The following is an 18,852-nucleotide window of genomic DNA, read 5'->3' on the forward strand; positions in this document are numbered from 1 at the left end:
ATAGCATAACCGTCTACAGCACCCTGAATTGCTTGAAGGAATATTATTATCTCTCACGAACTATATTGAGAAGGAAAGTAGAAATAGGAGGGATGAAAGTGAAAATATTAATCATTGGTGGTACAAAATTTATTGGAATACATATTGTCGCAGAATTATTAAAAAGGGGACACACTGTCACTATCTTTAATAGAGGAGTAACAAATGCAGGGTTATTTCCAACTGTCGAAAAGCTTATTGGCGATCGAGAAAAAGATCTAACGATGCTACAAGGAAGGCATTGGGATGCAGTTATTGATACATGTGGTTATGTACCTAGGATTGTTCAATATTCAGCCGAGATTTTAGAACCCTTAACTGATTTATACGTTTTTGTTTCTACCATTAGTGTCTATAAGGACTTCTCAGTGAAGTATATTGATGAAACAGCGGAGTTGTCTATTTTAAAAGATCCAACAACCGAAGAAGTTACTGGTGAAACATACGGACCATTGAAAGTACTATGTGAAAAAGCTGTTAATGATGCATTCCCGGGTCGTTCTCTAATTGTTCGTCCAGGTTTAATTGTAGGTCCACATGATCCAACAGATCGATTTACATATTGGCCTGTGAGGATCGCTCAAGAGGGCGAAGTTCTTGCTCCTGGACACAAGGATGCTCAAGTTCAATTCATAGATGCTCGTGATTTAGCATCGTTTATCGTCTCTAGCATTGAAAAGAAAGTGGTCGGAACATTTAATGTCACAGGCCCTAAAGAGTTACTTACACTAGAAAACTTTCTCCTTACTTGCAAAGCGACATTAAACAGTGAAGCAAAGCTAACTTGGATAGATGACTTATTTTTAGAAGACAATGAAATAGGGTTTTGGACCGAGCTACCTCTCTATATTCCAGAAAATAAAGGTATAAGTGGCATGTTGGCAGTAAATATTGATAAGGCATTACAAGCTGGACTTACCTTTATACCCCTTGCTAACACAATTACTGATACCCTCAAATGGGATCAATCTAGGCAAATAACAGAAGGGGAACGAAAAGCAGGCTTAGCTTTGGCAAAGGAAAAACTTGTCTTAACTAAATGGAAGGAAAATCCTATTAATAAATAATAATCAAAAAAGAAGAAGGGAACTACATCCCTTCTTTTTTACAATCACTATTGTTCCATCTGTCTTGCTAAAAAACCAGCCGCAGTCTCTGATAATTTTTGTTCAACGTCACCCATTGTGCGATCATTTTTCGAAATCATTACAACTGCACCTATTGGATCGCCATTTGCAATTATTGGAGCGATAACATACGCTGCTAGTTCTTCCGACGAATCACCAACGATATTATATTCTCCTTTAGTTGTCTGAATAAATGACTGTCGCTCATTCATAGCATTTTCAATTATTTCACCAATACTCTTATTGGCATAATCTTTCTTCGACCCACCAGCTACCGCTATATATGTATCGCGATCAGCAATAAGAACTATATGGTTTAGACTTTCATAAAGGGCCTCAGCATATTCTCTTGCAAAGTCACCCAACTCAGAAATTGGAGAGTATTTCTTTAGAATAACTTCTCCATCCCTATCGACAAAAATTTCTAAAGGATCGCCTTCGCGAATTCGAAGCGTTCGGCGAATTTCTTTTGGGATTACCACACGACCTAAATCATCAATTCGACGTACAATTCCTGTAGCTTTCATTTGTGATGATGCCTCTCTTTCTTTGTTGTAGTTACTTGTTGTAAGGAATCAATTTCTTTAGCTTAGAACTAAGAAATCAATACTTAATTCTTGGTCTTATTATCCTTCTTTCGAAAAGAACTATTCACCAAATCTGCAATTAATTGCTCAATTGAAAAACTGGCTTTTACCATTTTTATCACGGTAAGCTTAGTTTTGCTTTTTTAGTGAACATTATTCAACAAAGGGCATCTTACTCACAATTAGGCCATTGGGAGTCACTCGTCTTCTTTTTTCACAGTCCATAGTTTGGATAAAACTTCCTCAATTACCTCTAAGTACTTGATGGGTTTTAAATTTTTCTTTTTAATATTAATCTTTATTTTTTGTCCTGCCGTCCCTACAGAAAGTTCCCGCCCCATCTTACTAATCATTTCAAATAGCTTTATGCCGTCAATCCGTTGACTTTCCACCTCAGCTAACACGATTGAACATTGTTGAGCGTCTTCTGTGATCGTTTCAACTCGCTCTTGCCTAGCTAATAGCTTTATGGTTGAAATTTTATATAGGTATGTGACTTCCTGAGGATAATCGCCAAAACGATCTATCATTTCACCTTGCAAGTCTTCAAGGTCATCTTTTGTTTCTATGGACTTAAAGCGCTTATACATATCAATTTTTTGCTTAGAGTCATTAATATATGACTCTGGAATGTATGCATCGACACTTAAATCAATCTCTACCTCTTGCTGAACTTTTTCCTCTTTATTTCCTTTACGTTCTTCAATCGCTTCTTTTAACATTTGTGAATAGAGGTCAAACCCAACTGAAGCAATAAATCCATGCTGTTGAGCCCCTAACAAGTTCCCTGCACCACGTATAGATAAGTCTCGCATTGCTATTTTAAAACCAGAGCCGAGTTCTGTAAATTCTTTTATTGCTTGTAGGCGCTTCTCCGCTACCTCCGTTAAAACTTTATCTTTTTGATAAGTAAAATAAGAATAAGCAACCCGATTTGAACGCCCAACACGCCCTCTTAATTGATAAAGCTGGGATAACCCCATCTTATCGGCATTATAAACAATTAACGTATTAACATTAGGAATATCTACACCAGTTTCAATAATCGTCGTCGTAACTAGTACATCACTATTTCCTTCTAGGAAATCAATGATAACCGATTCTAATTCTGTTTCATTCATTTTTCCATGAGCAAACGAAACTCTAGCATCAGGTACTAACATCGATATTTTATCAGCCATTTTTGATATTTCTTCAACTCTATTATAGAGGAAATACACTTGGCCACCTCTACTGAGTTCTCTTTCAATTGCCTCACGCACAAGAGCCTCATTGTACTCCACTACATACGTTTGTACCGGAAAACGATTTTCAGGTGGTGTTTCAATGACAGATAGGTCACGAACACCTAACATCGACATATGCAGTGTTCGTGGAATTGGCGTTGCCGTCAATGTTAAAACATCTACGTTAGCTTTTAATTGTTTAATTTTTTCCTTGTGTGTTACACCAAAACGCTGTTCTTCATCAATAATTAGTAAACCAAGATCTTTATAAACCGCGTCTTTTGATAAAAGACGGTGTGTCCCAATGACGATGTCAATAATGCCAGACTTCAATCCTTTAATTGTCTCATTCTGTTCTTTTCGAGTTCGAAAACGGCTTAACAAGCCAATGTTAATTGGGTGTTCTGAAAAACGTTCACGAATAGTTTCATAGTGCTGTTGTGCTAAAATCGTCGTAGGTACCAAAAAGGCAACTTGCTTTCCATCCATAATCGCTTTAAAAGCGGCTCGAATGGCAACTTCCGTTTTCCCATATCCAACGTCTCCACAAAGCAGACGGTCCATTGGGCGTTGTTTCTCCATGTCTTCTTTAATTTCTTGAATACAGCGGATCTGGTCTTCTGTTTCTTCGTAAGGAAACGATGATTCTAGCTCTCTTTGCTCAATGCCATCCTTAGAAAAAGCATAACCGATACTAGCTTCTCTTTCAGCATAAAGCTTGATTAAGTCATCAGCTATATCTTCAACTGAAGACTGAACTTTCTTTTTAACCTTTTTCCAATCGCTTCCGCCTAATGCATAAATCTTTGGTTCTTTATCTTCTTGCCCAACATACTTTTGGACTTGATCAATTTGTTCAACAGGAACATAGAGTTTGTCGTTCCCCGCATAAGTTATATGCATATAATCTTTGTGAATTCCATTGATCTCCAAAGTCTTAATACCTAAATACTTACCGATACCGTGATTAATATGAACGACTAAGTCGCCAACTTTCAACTCTGAATAATTTTTTATTCGTTCAGCATTAGATAATTTTTGTTTTCGTTTCGGACGTTTTGTTTTCTTTGTAAAAATCTCTTCTTCAGTAATGACGATAAGTTTTTGTAAAGGCAACTCAAAGCCACCTGTTAATTGACCAAGGATGATTTGGCAACCGTTAACAAGTTCTGAAGCATGGTCTACTACCATTGCTTCAATCTTATAATCTTCCAATATACCTTCAATGCGCTTGGCACGGTCTTTCTCAGATGCTGTAATCACAATTTTATAATTAGTTTTGGCCCAACGATCTACTTCACTTTTTAGCAAATTTAGTTGACCATGAAAGCTTTGCATAGATTTACAATTAATATTAATTATATTTTTGGGACTCGTATGAGGCACATGTCTTAAAAACAAAGAGAAATAAACAACTGGTTTTTTTGTTTCCATAATAATTTCATCTAAATGTTTTGACATCTTTAAATCGGCGATAATTGCCCCTTGTCCAAGTAATGCCGTTTGCCATTCAGCCTCTTCTTTATCAAGGTTAGCTCCCATTTCTTGCACACGACTAACCTCATCAATGAATATAACACCATTTTCAGGTAGATAATCAACTAATGTTGTTACGTTTTCATAGTACAAAGACATGTATTTATACATACTTTCAAATGAATGCTTACCACGAAGTAACTCTATTTCATAGGAAACTTGTTCAACCATTGCCTCTTTCGCTTTGGAATCTTTCAGTTTTGCTAAACTACTAGATAGTCCTTCTTTTAGCCGTTGTGCCCCTAGATCGTAATGTTCATCATATAGAATAACTTCTTGAGCTGGACCTATCTGAATTTCATTTAGTTGTTTTTGAGATCTCTGTGTATCTACATCAAAAAACCGAATCGAATCTATCTCTGTATCGAATAATTCAATTCGCAACGGCATTTCTTCAGTTAGTGGATATATATCGATAATCCCCCCGCGCAAACTAAATTGCCCTGGGGAAGCAACCATTTCTGACCTTTGAAAGCCTGCTTGCACAAGCTTTTTAAGCTTTTCTTCTACATTGATTTCTTCGCCTACTTTAAACTTTAACTGGCATTGTTGCCATATCTCTTTAGGAGGCAATAATCTTCTTAGACCAGCAATTGGTGTAACGACAATACCGGTTTTCGTTTGACTCCAATAATTTAAAGCTTCAATTCTTTGCCCTTTCATTTCCGGACTCGCTACAGCTATTTCCGAAGAGATAAGTTCATTTACAGGATATAGATAAACAAGTTCTTCTCCAACTAGACTAACTAGATCATCATATAGCTTTTGGGCTTGAAATAAATTATTTGTAACTACAATTTGTGGTCTTTTCGTTTGTTCATAAACAGATGCTAGTAATAAAGTACGTGCCGAGCCCGTCAAACCAGAAACCATCTGCTCGCTTAACTGAGCCTCGATTCCGTCCAAGACTGCTCTAACATCATCGTCTTCAATAAAAAATCGTTTTAAACCTAACAATGCCCATGTTCCCCCTTTCAAACTCGGCTGCTACTCATGCCTTTTCTTTATTAATTTCAATTACTAGTTGAAATTAAATTTCTTCCGCCAGTTCCTCATAAATAAGTGATTAAGTGGAAAAATGCTTTGGTATAAACCAAAGCTAAAACCCTTATCTTAAAAACTCATTTTCAATCTTTATTGAATAAACGTTTGGTTTTCGTGGAATTGAGGATTTCTATCAAGAGCTTCGTGACAGTCCTCACAAATCGTGTTTACATGCATATCGCCACTTTCGTCATATTGAATCATTTCCGTTCGTTCAATATGATCTAATTGATGAAAGCCTAACTTTTGACTATCTAAATTTTGATCTTCTATTTTGCCTACACTAATCCCACAATGGCGACATCGGTAGTGGATTGCCATACAATTTCCTCCCTACAAAGATCATAATAATACCCTCTATACTTTTTACCACGGATCGGCATAAAATATAAAAAATCATATTATAGTATGAACATTATGGAGGTTATCTATGCATAAAGAAGTAGGCGGTTTTATTGATAACGATAAGACTTAATTAAAACTATTCATGACATTTAAAAAATCTTTACTTAGCCAGCTTTCACATGCATTTACAGCTTGAGAAACTGCTTCCTCAACCTCTTGCTTCTCATCAGGTCTAAAAGTACTAAGCACATAATTAGCGACAGCAATTCCTGGTTCTGGTCTACCTACGCCTACTCTTATTCTTTTGAAATGTTCTGTGCCGAGGTGAGCTAATAATGATTTTATGCCATTGTGGCCTCCATGACCACCTTTTTGTCTTAACCTGATTTTACCTGGAGGTAAATCTAAGTCATCATACACAACAACAACATCATCAATACTGATTTTGTAAAAGTCAATTAAAGGTCGAACCGCTTCCCCTGATAAGTTCATATAAGTAAGCGGTTTTAGTAGGAAGACTTTTTCTCCATTTATCGTATCGAATCCAAAAACACCTTTAAACTTTTCCTGGTTTAAAGTAATTTTTAAGCTTTTTGCTAATTCATCTATGACATGAAACCCGATATTATGTCTTGTTTCATCGTACTTTTTACCAGGGTTTCCAAGTCCAACAATTAACTTCACGTCTTCTTCCTCACTTTCCATTATGTATCACATATACATTCTATTATCCATTTCGATAAAAGTACAACAAATCCTTTGTAAGATTAAATTTTTAAAATAAAAAACTAGAAGATCAAACCTTAAAAAAGGCATAACCTTACGGCTACACCTTTTTATGGCTATTCTTCTTGAGCTGTGTTTTCCTTCTCAGCTTGTACTTCTTCTTTGTCTTCCATTTCCTGTTGCTCATCAGGTTCATTCATTAAGGCAGGAGGTAAAATTGTCATAATACCTTCTTCAGGTTCATTGTTAATTTCATACTTATCGAAGTTTGGCAAGTCTCTAACTTGCAATGAATCGCCAATCCTCATGTCACTAATGTCTATTTCAATCGACTCAGGAATATCTGCTGGTAACGAGCGAACAGAAACTTCGTATAATGTTTGTTGGATAATTCCGCCATCCTTCACACCAATTGAGTCTCCTACTAGATGAATAGCAACATTGGCATCCATCTTCGCTGACATATCGACTTTATAGAAATCAATATGAATAATGTTTCCCTTAAGCTTTTCTTTTTGAATATCGTGAGTAATTACATCGTAAGTTTCTTCGTCTGTTGCCAATGAGATAATCCCATTTTTGCCTGCTACCTTTAAAGTCTTTAAGAACTCTATTTCGTCTATAGAAACGGATTTACTAGGTAAGTCCTTTCCATAGACTACTGCAGGAACACTCCCTTGATTTCGAAGCTTTCTCAATGTTGAACCCTTTAAATCGCCTCGACTAATAGCTTTTAACATAGTACTCATATTTTTCACCTCGTATTTTTCGTTCTCTATATGGTCTACCCATTACAGTAGTTTTTTAACCAATAAATTCTAGAAAAATATATTGAGGTATAAATTAAGTCTAGAAACTTAGTCGAAAAGTTGGCTAACAGATCTCTCTTCGTGAACATGGATAATGGCTTTAGCAATTAAAGATGCCACAGATAATGGTTTAATTTTCGAAATTAACTTATCTTCACTTAAAGGAATTGTATTTGTTACAACTAGCTCTTTAATTTTTGAATTATCGATCCTTTCAATTGCAGGCCCAGAAAGCACTGCATGAGTACAACAAGCATAAACCTCTTTCGCACCACTTTCAATTAATGCATTGGCTGCAAGAGTAATCGTACCAGCAGTATCAATAATATCATCAATGATAATACAAGTTTTCCCTTCAACATTCCCAACAATATTCATTACTTCAGATACATTTGGCTTTGGACGGCGCTTATCAATAATCGCAATTGGTGCCTTTAGACGATCTGCCATCTTTCTAGCTCGTACTACACCACCATGATCTGGTGATACAATTACAAGATCATCCATTTGCTTTTCTTTGAAATAATCTGAAAGTAGTGGTACACCAACTAACTGATCAACGGGAATATCAAAGAAACCTTGAATCTGGGTCGCATGTAGATCCAATGTAATCACACGAGTTGCGCCTGCAGTTTCCAGCAAATTCGCCACTAACTTTGCAGTAATTGGCTCACGTGCTCTTGCTTTACGATCCTGACGTGCGTATCCATAATACGGAAGGACAACGTTAATAGTTTTTGCAGATGCTCGTTTTAGGGCATCAATCATAATTAATAGTTCCATAATATGTTCGTTTGCTGGAGCAGATGTTGATTGAATAACGAACGTATCACAACCACGAATACTTTCCTCAATATTGATTTGTACCTCTCCGTCACTAAATCTAGAAACAGAACTAACCGAAAGCTCTATGCCAATTTTCTCTGCAATTTCATCTGCCAGCTTTCTATTTGAGTTAAGCGTTAATACCTTTAAACTTGGATCACCATATTTAACCATTGTCAGACTTACCCCCATATTTTCAGTTATTAATGTTATTTTTCTTTTAATTTAGTAACATATTCATTTTTGACAATTTGTCTCTCACGAGCAATAGCCAAAGCATTTTCTGGTACATCATTTGTAATAGTAGAACCTGCAGCGATGTAAGCATCTTTACCAATCGTAACAGGAGCAATTAAATTTGAATTGCATCCTACAAAAGCTCCATCTTCTATCTTCGTTAAAAATTTATTTTTTCCATCATAATTAACAGTAATTGAGCCACAACCTAAATTTACATTACTACCAACCTCAGCATCACCAATATAGCTTAAGTGTGAAGCTTTACTACCTTTTCCAAACATTGATTTTTTTATTTCTACAAAATTACCAATTTTAACCTCATCGCCGATTTGTGAATCTGGCCTAATATGAGCAAACGGGCCAATACTTACTTCATTTCCAATTTCACTTTTGGAGACTACAGACTGCTTAATAGTTGTTCTATCTCCAACGTAACTGTCAATTATTTCTGTGTTAGGACCGATTTCACAATCGCTTCCAATAACAGTTTTTCCTGTAATCATCGTTCCTGGCTTGATGATTGTGTCAGTTCCAATCATTACTTCAGCGCCAATATGAGTGTTGTTTGGATCAGTAAGTGTTACACCATTTCTCATATGCGCTTCATTTATACGCTTTCTCATAATTTCTTCTGCGCTGGCTAAAGCAACACGATCATTTACACCTAGCGTCTCATCAAAGCTATCCGTTTGATAAGCTGCTATTAACTCGCTTTGCCTCTGCAGTATTTCAACTACATCTGGAAGGTAATATTCGCCTTGAACATTTTTATTACCAACATGTCTTAAAGCCTCAAATAAGGCTGCATTATCAAAACAGTATGTTCCTGTATTTATCTCTGTTATTGACCGCTCTTCATTACTTGCATCTTTATGTTCAACAATTCGCTGAACTGCCCCTTGTCTATCTCGGACAATTCTCCCGTATCCCGTAGGGTCACTTGCTTTTGCTGTAAGAATGGTAGCTTTCGCATTGTGTTGTTCATGATACATTATGAGAGATTCGATTGTCTCTTTTGTGATAAGAGGTGTGTCACCGCACAATACTACCGTCACGCCTTCTTTATCTTTTAACAATGTCTCAGCTTGCATTACTGCGTGACCAGTCCCTAATTGTTCTTCTTGTAAAATATAAGTGATTTCGTCACCTAACTGTTCTTTTACTTTTTCTGCTCCATGCCCCACAACAACAACAGTTCGATCCATACCAACTTGAGAGACTTGATCAACTACATGTTGCACCATAGGCTTACCACAAACAGAATGAAGTATTTTGTATAGGCGGGATTTCATTCTAGTCCCTTGACCAGCCGCTAAAATAATGGCATAACGATTCTTCATAGCTACCCTCCAAAGGTTCTTTTTTTCCATTACGAATATATCTCAAAAACGTTGCTATTTCAAGCTAACAATCACAATTCTTTAAAATACATTATTTTCTTGCTAACGAAATTGAAGCTCATTCACAAGGAAGAGAAAAAATCCATTAAAGATCATCTTGTTTTTTGCCCATTCCTCATCATAAAAAAAGAATGACCAAGGAAATGATTCCTCGGTCATTCGTATTCGTTGTTACGAAGCGCCTGCTTCTTCATATTCAACTTCTTCAATGTCTCCAGCCTTTTCATATTCAGCTAAAACAGCTGATTGAATTTTCTCTCTCGTTTGAGAAGAAATAGGGTGAGCGATGTCTCTAAATTCGCCATCTGGAGTCCTCTTACTTGGCATTGCTACAAACATCCCATTATTTCCATCAATAACTCGGATATCATGAACAACAAACTCATGATCAATCGTAATGGATGCTATTGCACGCATGCGTCCTTCCGTTGTCACACGGCGTAGTCTCACGTCTGTTACTTCCATTTCTGCCACCACCTTTTTCCAAATGAATAAGTCCTAGTTATAAATTCAACGCACTTTTTCATATTCCTTCTTTTTCATACAAAAAAACAAAAAAAAAATCAGTTTTTTCTAATTTTTACATATTGTTCACAAAAAGTTCATAAAAAAAGGCCTTATAATCGGCCTTTAAACGAATTCTTATTTAACTAATGCTATTACCTCGATTTCAACCAGAACATCTTTTGGAAGTCTTGCCACCTCTACACAAGATCTAGCTGGTTTGTGAGCAGAAAAGTAACTTTCATATACTTCATTAATTAACGGAAAATCGTTCATATTTTTAATAAATACCGTTGTCTTTACTACTGTATCACGAGTCGCACCGGCTTCCATCAAAACAGCGTCAACATTTTTTAATACTTGTTGAGTTTGCTCCTTGACATCACCAACCACTAGCTCACCGTTTGCGGTTAAAGGAATTTGCCCTGAACTATAAAACATATTATTGACAACAATGCCTTGTGAGTATGGACCAATTGCTGCAGGAGCTTTTTCTGTTTGGACAACTTTCATCATTATTCCTCCTTGAGTATGTTCAACTTTTCAAAAAAATTACCTATCTCAACCTTAACTAATTTTTCCTTTGTGTTTACTTCTGATAACCGTGTCATTGATGTATACTTGTCAACTAATCTTTCTTCAACATGATCAGCTTCTACCAAAACTCCAGTTCCAACGACATTAGATTGAAATTCTTCAACTAAATTAATCATCCCTTTTATCGTTCCGCCAGCCTTCATAAAATCATCAATGATGAGGACATTCGAACCTTCTTTTAAACTTCTTTTTGCTAAAGACATCGTTTGGATTCTTTTTGTAGAACCTGATACGTAATTTATACTAACGAGCGAGCCTTCCGTAATACGATGTTCATGTCTGACAATACAAACAGGGACATTCATATATGTAGCAACCGCATAGGCCAAAGGAATTCCTTTTGTCGCCATTGTCATGATGACATCTACATGATTATTGGCAAACAGTGTTGCAAAATAACGGCCAATTTCATTCATTAGTCTAGGGTTACCTATAATATCCATCATATATAGATAACCACCTGGTAGGACACGATTAGAGTCCTCCAACTTGGAACATAAGTCTGTAAGAAATTTTCTCATCTCGACTTTACTAGCAGTAGGAATATACTTTACTCCTCCACTGGCACCAGAAACAGTTAATAAAAGTCCCGTCTCCTGACTTTCAAAAATTTCTTTAATAATTGCCAAATCTTCGCTAATTGAAGATTTGGCCGATTCATAACGCTCCGCAAAATATGTTAATGGTATAAGTTGATGGGGATTATGTATTAAGTGATTGGTCAAGTCTATTAAACGACCGCTTCGGCGAATCTTTTTCATAATTACCTCCAAAAAATCCGAATGTTTGAATGTAATATACCATTTTTATACGTATTTTTTCAATAGGAACGTTCTCCAATTAATCGAACAGCATATACATCATTACAAAAACCTCTTAGACCATTATAGATACGTAACATCCTTGATTCGTGTTTAACGATCCCAAAAACAGTTGGCCCACTCCCGCTCATCAAAACACCGTCGGCTCCAAAGCGGAGCATTTGATCTTTAATTCTTTGAACCTCAGGATAAAGCTTAAACGTTACGGTCTCAAGAACATTGCCTAGTTGCCCACAAATTTCTTCATAATCGCGACCTTCAATAGCTGAAATCATCTTCATAATATCAGGATGAGAAAGGTCTTCAAGTTTTAGATTACGATAAATTTCTGCAGTAGACACTCCTATCGGAGGTTTAGCTAGAATAATCCAACAAGGAGGGGGGGCAGCAATATGTTTAATTTTTTCTCCTCTTCCAGTAGCTAACGCTGTTCCACCATACACACAGAATGAAACATCTGAACCAATTTTAGCCCCTAAAATTGCGAGTTCATCCAAACTTAAACCTAGGCTCCAAAGTTCGTTAAGCCCTCTAAGAGTAGCCGCAGCATCACTGCTACCTCCTGCTAAACCTGCCGATACAGGGATATTTTTTTGGATTGCAATTCGTACGCCCTTTTCAACATTAAAGCGATCTTTCAATAGTTGTGCGGCTTGAAATGCTAAGTTTCGGTTGTCACTCGGGACAAAACCTTCTGATACGTCAATAATAATCTTATTTTCTTCCAACAACGTTAGTTCAATTCGATCAGCTAGATCAACCGTGGTCATAATCATCTCTACTTCATGGTAGCCATCTTCCCTTTTTTGAAGGACGTCTAGAGACAAGTTTATTTTTGCTGGAGCCTTAATTGATATTTTCATCGTTTTTTCACCTTCTATGTCCATATGCTTACGCTATTTTATCACTTGTTGTCGACGTAAACCACCCTATTTCGTGACAATTTTTTCAAGTATCTTCGTAATTATTTTTATATAAGCATAACCGAGTCTCTTTAAGTATATAACCATTAATAGTGTAGCATTTAAAACTTAATGTTTATAGATATCACAGTAATTCAAAACACACTAATGATAAATCAACTGTATCAAGTAATCTCCATAAAAAAAGCCGCCCCATTTATGAGAATTTCTCATAAATGGGCCAGCCTGTCGTAACATCGAAGTCTTTTGTTTATTTTCGGGCGTTTCCAGCAAGTTGCTCTTGGGCAATTTCAATTGCACGTTTAACCATATTTCCAGCATCACGAGAGCGAATTCCGCCCCAACCCTCTTTTTGGACAGTGTCGTAAATCCCAAGCTCTTTAGCAAGTTCAACTTTAAATTGCTCAGACATAATTCCTCGCCTTTTAGCCATAAAAACAACTCCTTTACTTGTCGTGCTACGACCGTAATATTATCCCCTATATGAACAATCGTTATGAGAATGTCTCTCTTAACCGAGTATGTAAATTTCAGGCTTCACCGCGCTGTTATCCAACTTATGTCTGGAAGGCTTGCGCAATAAAAAGCGCTGATAGAAAACAAAAAAAGAGGTATACTCATAAATAGAAGGTCAGGCACCTCCCTTAAAAAGCATTTTCATCACCGCTTAAACGGTAGTAAATACTTTTCTAGGGAGAAGTCAGACCTAAATGAGTATACCTCTTTTTTCACAAATGACTATTTAACCTCTACAGCAAAAGGTATTTCTTCCTCACAAACCGTTAATTGCACCGTTTCTGTTAAAACGTCTGCATAACTATATGACACTCTTTCAAAGGCATTTTGATCTTCATCCAACTTAATAATGAATACAGACGGGTACGTTTCTTCAAGAAAACCAGAACGTTCAATCGTCTTACGACGGCCACCATTCGCTTTGATTGTAATTCTCTTCCCAATATTCGCGTCTAGCGTTCGCTTAATATCAACTAATGTTTTTCCCATTGTTGAAACCACCTCACTTATATAAAGTGTAACACAATCGAATAATAATGTCAAACAAAAACTAAATTATAGCAAGTAAACAAATTATTTGTCAACAATATTTATTCAACTTTTTTTGACTTATTTCTCACAATGTTATTATGGCTTAAAAGTTAGGAATTTATGTAATACTTTTTCAAATGAAAAAAGAAAGAGCACACTGCTCCTTCTTTCTACTGGCTATCCTCTATCATCGATATATTTTACTGGCATCCCTCTACGCAAAAGCCCTTTTGTTTCAACACCACCTAGACCCTTTTCTCCTGTTAACGTATTTCTAAGCAATTCCCAAATACTAACACTATCCATAAATGGTGTTAAACTAACCTTTGCTGCAATATACACGGGATCTAAGGCATGAATATTTATTCGATCCGGAGAACTTGCAAAGTTAGCCCCAGCTCTTATTAAGGTTTCAAAGTAAGACTGACAAGCACCTGCAAAAATAACCAAATTATCCATATGAGGTTCAAACTTCCGCGCCTCTCTAACTGCCTCTGCAAAATACTTTGTATTACGGTAAGCTTTTACTTCATTCTGTTCACCTTTACTTCTCATATAAGCATCGTGACCTGTAATGACTAGAATGTCTGGTCTAACCATTTCTAAAAGTGATGTTATTTGAAGTGGCATCTCTTTTTCCTGCATATGAGCTCCAGAAACAGGCACACCTAACTTTTCATAAAGATCCGTACACTTCTTCAAATAAACAGGATCGCCATCAATGTGAAGGATTCGTCCAGGTAATTCGAAATAAGAACTATTATTAGTATACCCACCTGTCATTTCATACTGATTTCTATTTCGCATAAGCCTACTATCTTGCCTAAATAAGCGATAGCAACTCTCTGATCTCTTCTTTTCTTCAACTATATGAGTATTTCTTTCCACATCAGAAACAAAGGTTAAATCAGATAAAGGAGCATCTGCAATCAAGCGAATTTCCTCACCGACGATTTCTACGCGGTTTTCATCTATTTTTAATATCCGAAACAATAAATCATTACCGTATGATTTACGAGTAACAAAATCACCGACCTTCAAACTCAAAAAACACACCTCCTCACCTATAGGCTATGAGCGAGGGTGTAAAACGTGATTATAAGATAGGTTCACTTGCATAAATTATTCGGGACAAAGTGTATTAGCGAGTAGCGCAAATTCCTCTATACTTAATGTTTCTCCTCTACGCGTCGGATCAATTTGACAATTCATTAAAGCAAATTCAACTTTCTCTTTTTCTGCTTTTGTAAATAAGTTATGAGTCAAATTATTTATTAACGTTTTTCTTCGTTGTGCAAAGCTGGCTCTGATAAGCGCAAAGAAGAATTGTTCGTCTTTAACTTTTACTGCAGGCTCATCTCTTATTGTAAGCTTTAATACTGCAGAATCTACATTTGGTTGCGGAACGAATACTGTTTTCGGGACAATCATCTCTGTCGTAGCTTTTGCATAGTATTGAGCAGCAATTGACAAGGATCCATAATTCTTCGTGCCAGGTTTTGCCGCAATCCGTTCAGCTACTTCTTTTTGAATCATGACAACTATCCCTCTAATTGGCAATTTCTTTTCAAGAAGACTCATTAAAATTGGTGTCGTAACATAGTAAGGTAAGTTAGCTACTACCATTAAATCTTGGCCTACCAAGAAATTATCGCTTATTACACTATGTAAATCAGCTTCTAATACATCTGAATGAATGACAGTTGCATGTGGATAAGGCGCTAGTGTTTCGTTTAGGATCGGTAGAAGCCGTTGGTCAATTTCAAAAGCAACTACTCTTTCACATCGTTTTGCAAGTTGCTCTGTAAGTGCCCCTATTCCTGGACCGATTTCTATCGCCCCAGAGTCTGGCTGTAAGTCTGCACAATCAACGATATTATTTAATACATTCGTATCAATTAAAAAGTTTTGTCCTAAACTTTTCTTAAAGGAAAACCCATATTTTTTTAAAATTTCCTTGGTTCGATTAGGTGTTGCAATATCCTTATTCAATTACATTTTCCTCCTTTAACACTATAGACAATGCTTCTGAAAACTCTTCTGCTCTTATTTTAAACATAATTAATCTTTTATAAAGCTGTTTCCCATTTGTATATCCTATCTTCAATAAATCACCTAAATGTTCTCGTCGACTCCTTGCTTTTTTTCCACCAATTAACCCCAATGCTAGAAGTTCCTCCAAACTAACTTGTTCAACCCATTCCTCTTCTTCTTGTTGCGCATCTCTTAACGATAAGCGAATGGCTTCTGGAGAGGCATTTTCAACACCAAGGTCATCGCCCTTTTTAGAAAGAGCGTCTTTTTTTGGTAAAAAGGCATGCTTGCAGCCTGGTACTTTCTGAGCAATAATCTTTCTAATTCTCTCTCCAGGATAATCTGGGTCTGTTAAAACTATAACGCCTCTACGGTCCCTAGCTAGCTTAATTTGCTCAATTACTTGTTTCCCTATGGCAGAGCCATTCGTTTCAATTGTATCGGCATCTACGGCCCTCTGGATAGCTACTGTATCATCCCTGCCCTCAACGACAATAATTTCTTTTATTTTCATAAATCCTCCGGTTTAAACGATATACGATATAGATGTAAAATTTCGAATTTACCTCTAGATGAACAATTCGAAAAAACATTATTTTAAAATGAAACTAACTCATAGTATATAGCGTCTAACTTATTGAAACAAGAAAAGGATAGCAATTCATTAGTTAAAGAAAGAAAAAGAGGATGACTGTGTCACCCCCTTTTAGCAAAGCTATTTTACAATTCGTACCTGAACATTTTTACGACCCCATCTAAGTGCATCGCTACGTTCAGCCATGAAAATATCAATTTTACGACCTGATATCGCTCCACCAGTATCTGCTGCTTTATATTGGCCTAGGATTCTACCATTATGCTTAATTTCAATAATTGAACCTAAGGGAATCACATTAGGGTCAACAGCAACAACATTACTACCTGGATTAGCCTTTAAATTTATCCCAGTAGCTGTCACTCCTGAGCAACCATCACAAGACGCTGTATAGGCTGTAGAAGAAAATGTAAGCCAATCTCCAGCTGTCCCGCCACGGGATACCTCTTGTGTCACTTTTGGTGCTACTTGTTTTGTTCCAACAGCTACAATACGGTCTTTACTTTCTAGAACAGTTTCTGTTTTCACTAATTCCCGTGAAACTTCTTCACCATTTTCTATTATTACTTCATAATGCTTTGCAATCTTACCGGTTTGACCAGATTGTACTTCTCGTTCGGTACCCCGAGTAAGTGAATCATCATTTCTCGTTACCGTTGCAAAGTTAATTGCTTCTTCCACAACATCGGTGACCTTTTGTACTCTAATGATATTGATGTCTGTATTAGCTTTTACAATTTCTACTTGTGATGGCTCTACTCGATCAAGCTCTCCTAGAACAATGTCTTCTGCTTCTAAAAAGTCAGCGACAGTTGTCGAAGTCGTCCACACTTCTTTTTCCTTACCATCACTTCGTAAAGTAACGGCAAAGGCGGACTCGTAAGTAATTTTCATATCTTCTACAAGAGCAGATTCTAGAGTCGGCTCGATTTTATCATGTTCCCCAACTTCTATATTTAACTCTGCAACTAATTCTTGTATCGTATCAGATGTGGTCCATACTGGTAGCTTTTCACCATTATTTGTTAAATAGACTAACTTTGCAGGAATCCATACTACATTGACATCTTTTATTAAACGAGTATCCAGCGCTGGTTCAATAAAGTCATGATCCCCTACTAAAATATCATTCTCCAACATTAGTTCATCTACAGTCTTGGCATGAGTTTTGAGGATTGTTTCTTCCCCATTTATTACTAATGTAACAGATGTTTTTGTTAGTTCATAAGCTGAAACACTAACGACACCTACTAGTAATATCATACTAACGATGGACATGATTAACCTTTTTCCAGTTAAACAGTTAGAAAAAAGTTTTTTCATGTTTACTATCATAGTTTTAAACTCCCCCTTCTAAGGACCGAATTATATACAGTTATGCTCGTCTTGTCAAATATTAAAATTCCCCCTCCCAGAAGTCTTACGTAAGATTATCCATAAAAACGATCAAAAAAGGAACAAAAAGTCTTCGACAAGACTAGCATATGCATGTTTTTTCGATTGTAGAACTAACTAGAAGAAGTTTCTAATAGACAAGCCTCCAAAAAATCCGACAAAAAAACCTGTCATTTTATAGCAAAAAGTTTCTTTGCATTCTGATTAGTAATCTCGACAACTTCTTCATAAGTCATTTCTTTTATCTCGGCAATTGTTTCAGCTACTAGTTTAACATAACTCGGCTCATTGCGCTTTCCTCTATATGGGTGTGGTGCCAAATACGGACAATCGGTTTCAATTAATAAACGATCTAGTGGAAGATTTTTAACCACTTCTTTTGGCCGTTTTGCATTTTTAAATGTTACTGGGCCGCCAAATGATATATAAAAATTCATATCTATACACTGTTTAGCGATTTCATAACTACCTGCAAAACAATGCATAATTCCACCAACCTCGCTAGCATTTTCCTCTTTAAGAATTTTCACAATATCCTCATGAGCATCTCTATTATGAATAATTATTGGTAATTTTACTTTTTTAGCTAATTGAATCTGTCTTCTAAAAACTTCTTTTTGAATATCTTTAGGTGATTTATCCCAATAATAGTCTAACCCCATTTCACCTAAAGCGACTACTTTGGGATGTGACGCTAACTCTTCAAGCCAAGCTATATGTTCATCCTTCATATCAATTGCATCAACAGGATGCCACCCTACTGCTGCATAGATAAAATCATACTCCTCAGCTAACCTAAGCGCACCTTTGATCGTCTTTTCATCAAAACCGACGACGACGATATTTGAAACTCCTTCTACTTGCGCCCGCCTGATAACATCTGCAACATCTTCTTCAAACTGATCCGCATTTAAATGTGCATGCGTGTCAAATAACATTTAGCAAAACCTCCACTTTTAAATGTAGAATGTAATCGGCAAGGCTTCAAAGTTAAGCTCAAGACAGTTACATTCTACATTCTGAATTCTACCT

The 18,852-nt window shown here is 36.5% G+C and carries 19 protein-coding genes; 1 reads left to right on the plus strand and 18 read right to left on the minus strand.

The genetic code is table 11. The features are described from left to right. The first annotated feature begins 92 nt into the window (after positions 1 to 92). Positions 93 to 1,106 carry an NAD-dependent epimerase/dehydratase family protein gene (locus ACK4M9_RS19945; RefSeq protein WP_409854419.1) on the plus strand — a complete coding sequence of 338 codons (1,014 nt, stop codon included), beginning with the start codon at positions 93 to 95 and terminating at the stop codon, positions 1,104 to 1,106. A 47-nt stretch (positions 1,107 to 1,153) separates the two neighbouring features. Here ACK4M9_RS19945 and spoVT read toward each other — a convergent pair whose 3' ends face one another. The 18 genes from spoVT to ACK4M9_RS20035 form a co-directional block, all read right to left on the minus strand. Continuing rightward, the gene (gene spoVT, locus ACK4M9_RS19950; protein ID WP_409854421.1) at positions 1,154 to 1,693 is read right to left on the minus strand and encodes a stage V sporulation protein T; all 540 of its coding nucleotides are present in this window, start codon (positions 1,691 to 1,693) and stop codon (positions 1,154 to 1,156) included. A gap of 257 nt (positions 1,694 to 1,950) precedes the next feature. Beyond that, on the minus strand, positions 1,951 to 5,472 hold the full coding sequence (gene mfd / locus ACK4M9_RS19955) for a transcription-repair coupling factor (RefSeq protein WP_409854423.1): 3,522 nt from the start codon (positions 5,470 to 5,472) through the stop codon (positions 1,951 to 1,953). Positions 5,473 to 5,649: 177 nt separating this feature from the next. Then, positions 5,650 to 5,880, minus strand: a complete 231-nt coding sequence (fin, locus tag ACK4M9_RS19960) for an anti-sigma-F factor Fin (RefSeq protein WP_409854425.1) — start codon at positions 5,878 to 5,880, stop codon at positions 5,650 to 5,652. 150 nt (positions 5,881 to 6,030) lie between these two features. Next, positions 6,031 to 6,588: an aminoacyl-tRNA hydrolase gene (gene pth / locus ACK4M9_RS19965; protein WP_409854427.1), complete on the minus strand. Its 558-nt coding sequence runs from the start codon at positions 6,586 to 6,588 to the stop codon at positions 6,031 to 6,033. Between the two features lie 158 nt (positions 6,589 to 6,746). Then, on the minus strand, positions 6,747 to 7,379 hold the full coding sequence (locus tag ACK4M9_RS19970) for a 50S ribosomal protein L25/general stress protein Ctc (RefSeq protein WP_409854429.1): 633 nt from the start codon (positions 7,377 to 7,379) through the stop codon (positions 6,747 to 6,749). A 108-nt stretch (positions 7,380 to 7,487) separates the two neighbouring features. Next, on the minus strand, positions 7,488 to 8,438 hold the full coding sequence (locus ACK4M9_RS19975) for a ribose-phosphate diphosphokinase (protein WP_409854430.1): 951 nt from the start codon (positions 8,436 to 8,438) through the stop codon (positions 7,488 to 7,490). A gap of 35 nt (positions 8,439 to 8,473) precedes the next feature. Beyond that, positions 8,474 to 9,844: a bifunctional UDP-N-acetylglucosamine diphosphorylase/glucosamine-1-phosphate N-acetyltransferase GlmU gene (gene glmU, locus ACK4M9_RS19980; RefSeq protein WP_409854432.1), complete on the minus strand. Its 1,371-nt coding sequence runs from the start codon at positions 9,842 to 9,844 to the stop codon at positions 8,474 to 8,476. Between the two features lie 231 nt (positions 9,845 to 10,075). Further along, a complete protein-coding gene (spoVG, locus tag ACK4M9_RS19985) occupies positions 10,076 to 10,369 on the minus strand; it encodes a septation regulator SpoVG (RefSeq protein ID WP_129078280.1) in 294 nt (97 codons plus the stop codon). Positions 10,370 to 10,546: 177 nt separating this feature from the next. After that, entirely contained in the window at positions 10,547 to 10,921 is a 375-nt protein-coding gene (locus ACK4M9_RS19990) for a RidA family protein (protein ID WP_409854475.1), read from the minus strand. A 2-nt stretch (positions 10,922 to 10,923) separates the two neighbouring features. Next, on the minus strand, positions 10,924 to 11,766 hold the full coding sequence (purR, locus tag ACK4M9_RS19995) for a pur operon repressor (protein ID WP_409854434.1): 843 nt from the start codon (positions 11,764 to 11,766) through the stop codon (positions 10,924 to 10,926). Between the two features lie 59 nt (positions 11,767 to 11,825). Beyond that, a complete protein-coding gene (gene ispE, locus ACK4M9_RS20000) occupies positions 11,826 to 12,689 on the minus strand; it encodes a 4-(cytidine 5'-diphospho)-2-C-methyl-D-erythritol kinase (protein ID WP_409854436.1) in 864 nt (287 codons plus the stop codon). A gap of 310 nt (positions 12,690 to 12,999) precedes the next feature. Beyond that, on the minus strand, positions 13,000 to 13,182 hold the full coding sequence (locus ACK4M9_RS20005; RefSeq protein ID WP_409854438.1) for a small, acid-soluble spore protein, alpha/beta type: 183 nt from the start codon (positions 13,180 to 13,182) through the stop codon (positions 13,000 to 13,002). A gap of 305 nt (positions 13,183 to 13,487) precedes the next feature. Next, a complete protein-coding gene (gene veg, locus ACK4M9_RS20010; RefSeq protein ID WP_409854440.1) occupies positions 13,488 to 13,754 on the minus strand; it encodes a biofilm formation stimulator Veg in 267 nt (88 codons plus the stop codon). Between the two features lie 219 nt (positions 13,755 to 13,973). After that, positions 13,974 to 14,843 (minus strand): sporulation peptidase YabG, encoded by an 870-nt coding sequence (gene yabG, locus ACK4M9_RS20015; protein WP_409854441.1) that lies wholly within the window; start codon positions 14,841 to 14,843, stop codon positions 13,974 to 13,976. Positions 14,844 to 14,918: 75 nt separating this feature from the next. Then, positions 14,919 to 15,788, minus strand: a complete 870-nt coding sequence (gene rsmA / locus ACK4M9_RS20020) for a 16S rRNA (adenine(1518)-N(6)/adenine(1519)-N(6))-dimethyltransferase RsmA (RefSeq protein WP_409854442.1) — start codon at positions 15,786 to 15,788, stop codon at positions 14,919 to 14,921. After that, positions 15,781 to 16,344 carry a ribonuclease M5 gene (gene rnmV / locus ACK4M9_RS20025; protein WP_409854444.1) on the minus strand — a complete coding sequence of 188 codons (564 nt, stop codon included), beginning with the start codon at positions 16,342 to 16,344 and terminating at the stop codon, positions 15,781 to 15,783. Before rnmV ends, rsmA begins: the two co-directional genes overlap by 8 nt. 201 nt (positions 16,345 to 16,545) lie before the next feature. Next, positions 16,546 to 17,760 carry a ubiquitin-like domain-containing protein gene (locus ACK4M9_RS20030; RefSeq protein ID WP_409854445.1) on the minus strand — a complete coding sequence of 405 codons (1,215 nt, stop codon included), beginning with the start codon at positions 17,758 to 17,760 and terminating at the stop codon, positions 16,546 to 16,548. Between the two features lie 230 nt (positions 17,761 to 17,990). Next, positions 17,991 to 18,758 carry a TatD family hydrolase gene (locus ACK4M9_RS20035; RefSeq protein WP_409854447.1) on the minus strand — a complete coding sequence of 256 codons (768 nt, stop codon included), beginning with the start codon at positions 18,756 to 18,758 and terminating at the stop codon, positions 17,991 to 17,993. Positions 18,759 to 18,852: the final 94 nt, after the last annotated feature.

Origin of the sequence: Anaerobacillus sp. (genome assembly GCF_046314235.1) — a bacterium.
Taxonomy (GTDB): domain Bacteria; phylum Bacillota; class Bacilli; order Bacillales; family Anaerobacillaceae; genus Anaerobacillus.

What these genes read in the sequence shown, in the direction of transcription:
- purR (WP_409854434.1), bottom strand. Translation starts at nt 11,766, where the DNA reads ATGAAAAAGATTCGCCGAAGCGGTCGTTTAATAGACTTGACCAATCAC.
- ACK4M9_RS19945 (WP_409854419.1), top strand. Translation starts at nt 93, where the DNA reads ATGAAAGTGAAAATATTAATCATTGGTGGTACAAAATTTATTGGAATA.
- rnmV (WP_409854444.1), bottom strand. Translation starts at nt 16,344, where the DNA reads ATGAAAATAAAAGAAATTATTGTCGTTGAGGGCAGGGATGATACAGTA.
- veg (WP_409854440.1), bottom strand. Translation starts at nt 13,754, where the DNA reads ATGGGAAAAACATTAGTTGATATTAAGCGAACGCTAGACGCGAATATT.
- ACK4M9_RS20030 (WP_409854445.1), bottom strand. Translation starts at nt 17,760, where the DNA reads ATGATAGTAAACATGAAAAAACTTTTTTCTAACTGTTTAACTGGAAAA.
- ACK4M9_RS19975 (WP_409854430.1), bottom strand. Translation starts at nt 8,438, where the DNA reads ATGGTTAAATATGGTGATCCAAGTTTAAAGGTATTAACGCTTAACTCA.
- glmU (WP_409854432.1), bottom strand. Translation starts at nt 9,844, where the DNA reads ATGAAGAATCGTTATGCCATTATTTTAGCGGCTGGTCAAGGGACTAGA.
- fin (WP_409854425.1), bottom strand. Translation starts at nt 5,880, where the DNA reads ATGGCAATCCACTACCGATGTCGCCATTGTGGGATTAGTGTAGGCAAA.
- spoVG (WP_129078280.1), bottom strand. Translation starts at nt 10,369, where the DNA reads ATGGAAGTAACAGACGTGAGACTACGCCGTGTGACAACGGAAGGACGC.
- spoVT (WP_409854421.1), bottom strand. Translation starts at nt 1,693, where the DNA reads ATGAAAGCTACAGGAATTGTACGTCGAATTGATGATTTAGGTCGTGTG.
- ACK4M9_RS19990 (WP_409854475.1), bottom strand. Translation starts at nt 10,921, where the DNA reads ATGAAAGTTGTCCAAACAGAAAAAGCTCCTGCAGCAATTGGTCCATAC.
- ACK4M9_RS20005 (WP_409854438.1), bottom strand. Translation starts at nt 13,182, where the DNA reads ATGGCTAAAAGGCGAGGAATTATGTCTGAGCAATTTAAAGTTGAACTT.
- ACK4M9_RS19970 (WP_409854429.1), bottom strand. Translation starts at nt 7,379, where the DNA reads ATGAGTACTATGTTAAAAGCTATTAGTCGAGGCGATTTAAAGGGTTCA.
- ACK4M9_RS20035 (WP_409854447.1), bottom strand. Translation starts at nt 18,758, where the DNA reads ATGTTATTTGACACGCATGCACATTTAAATGCGGATCAGTTTGAAGAA.
- ispE (WP_409854436.1), bottom strand. Translation starts at nt 12,689, where the DNA reads ATGAAAATATCAATTAAGGCTCCAGCAAAAATAAACTTGTCTCTAGAC.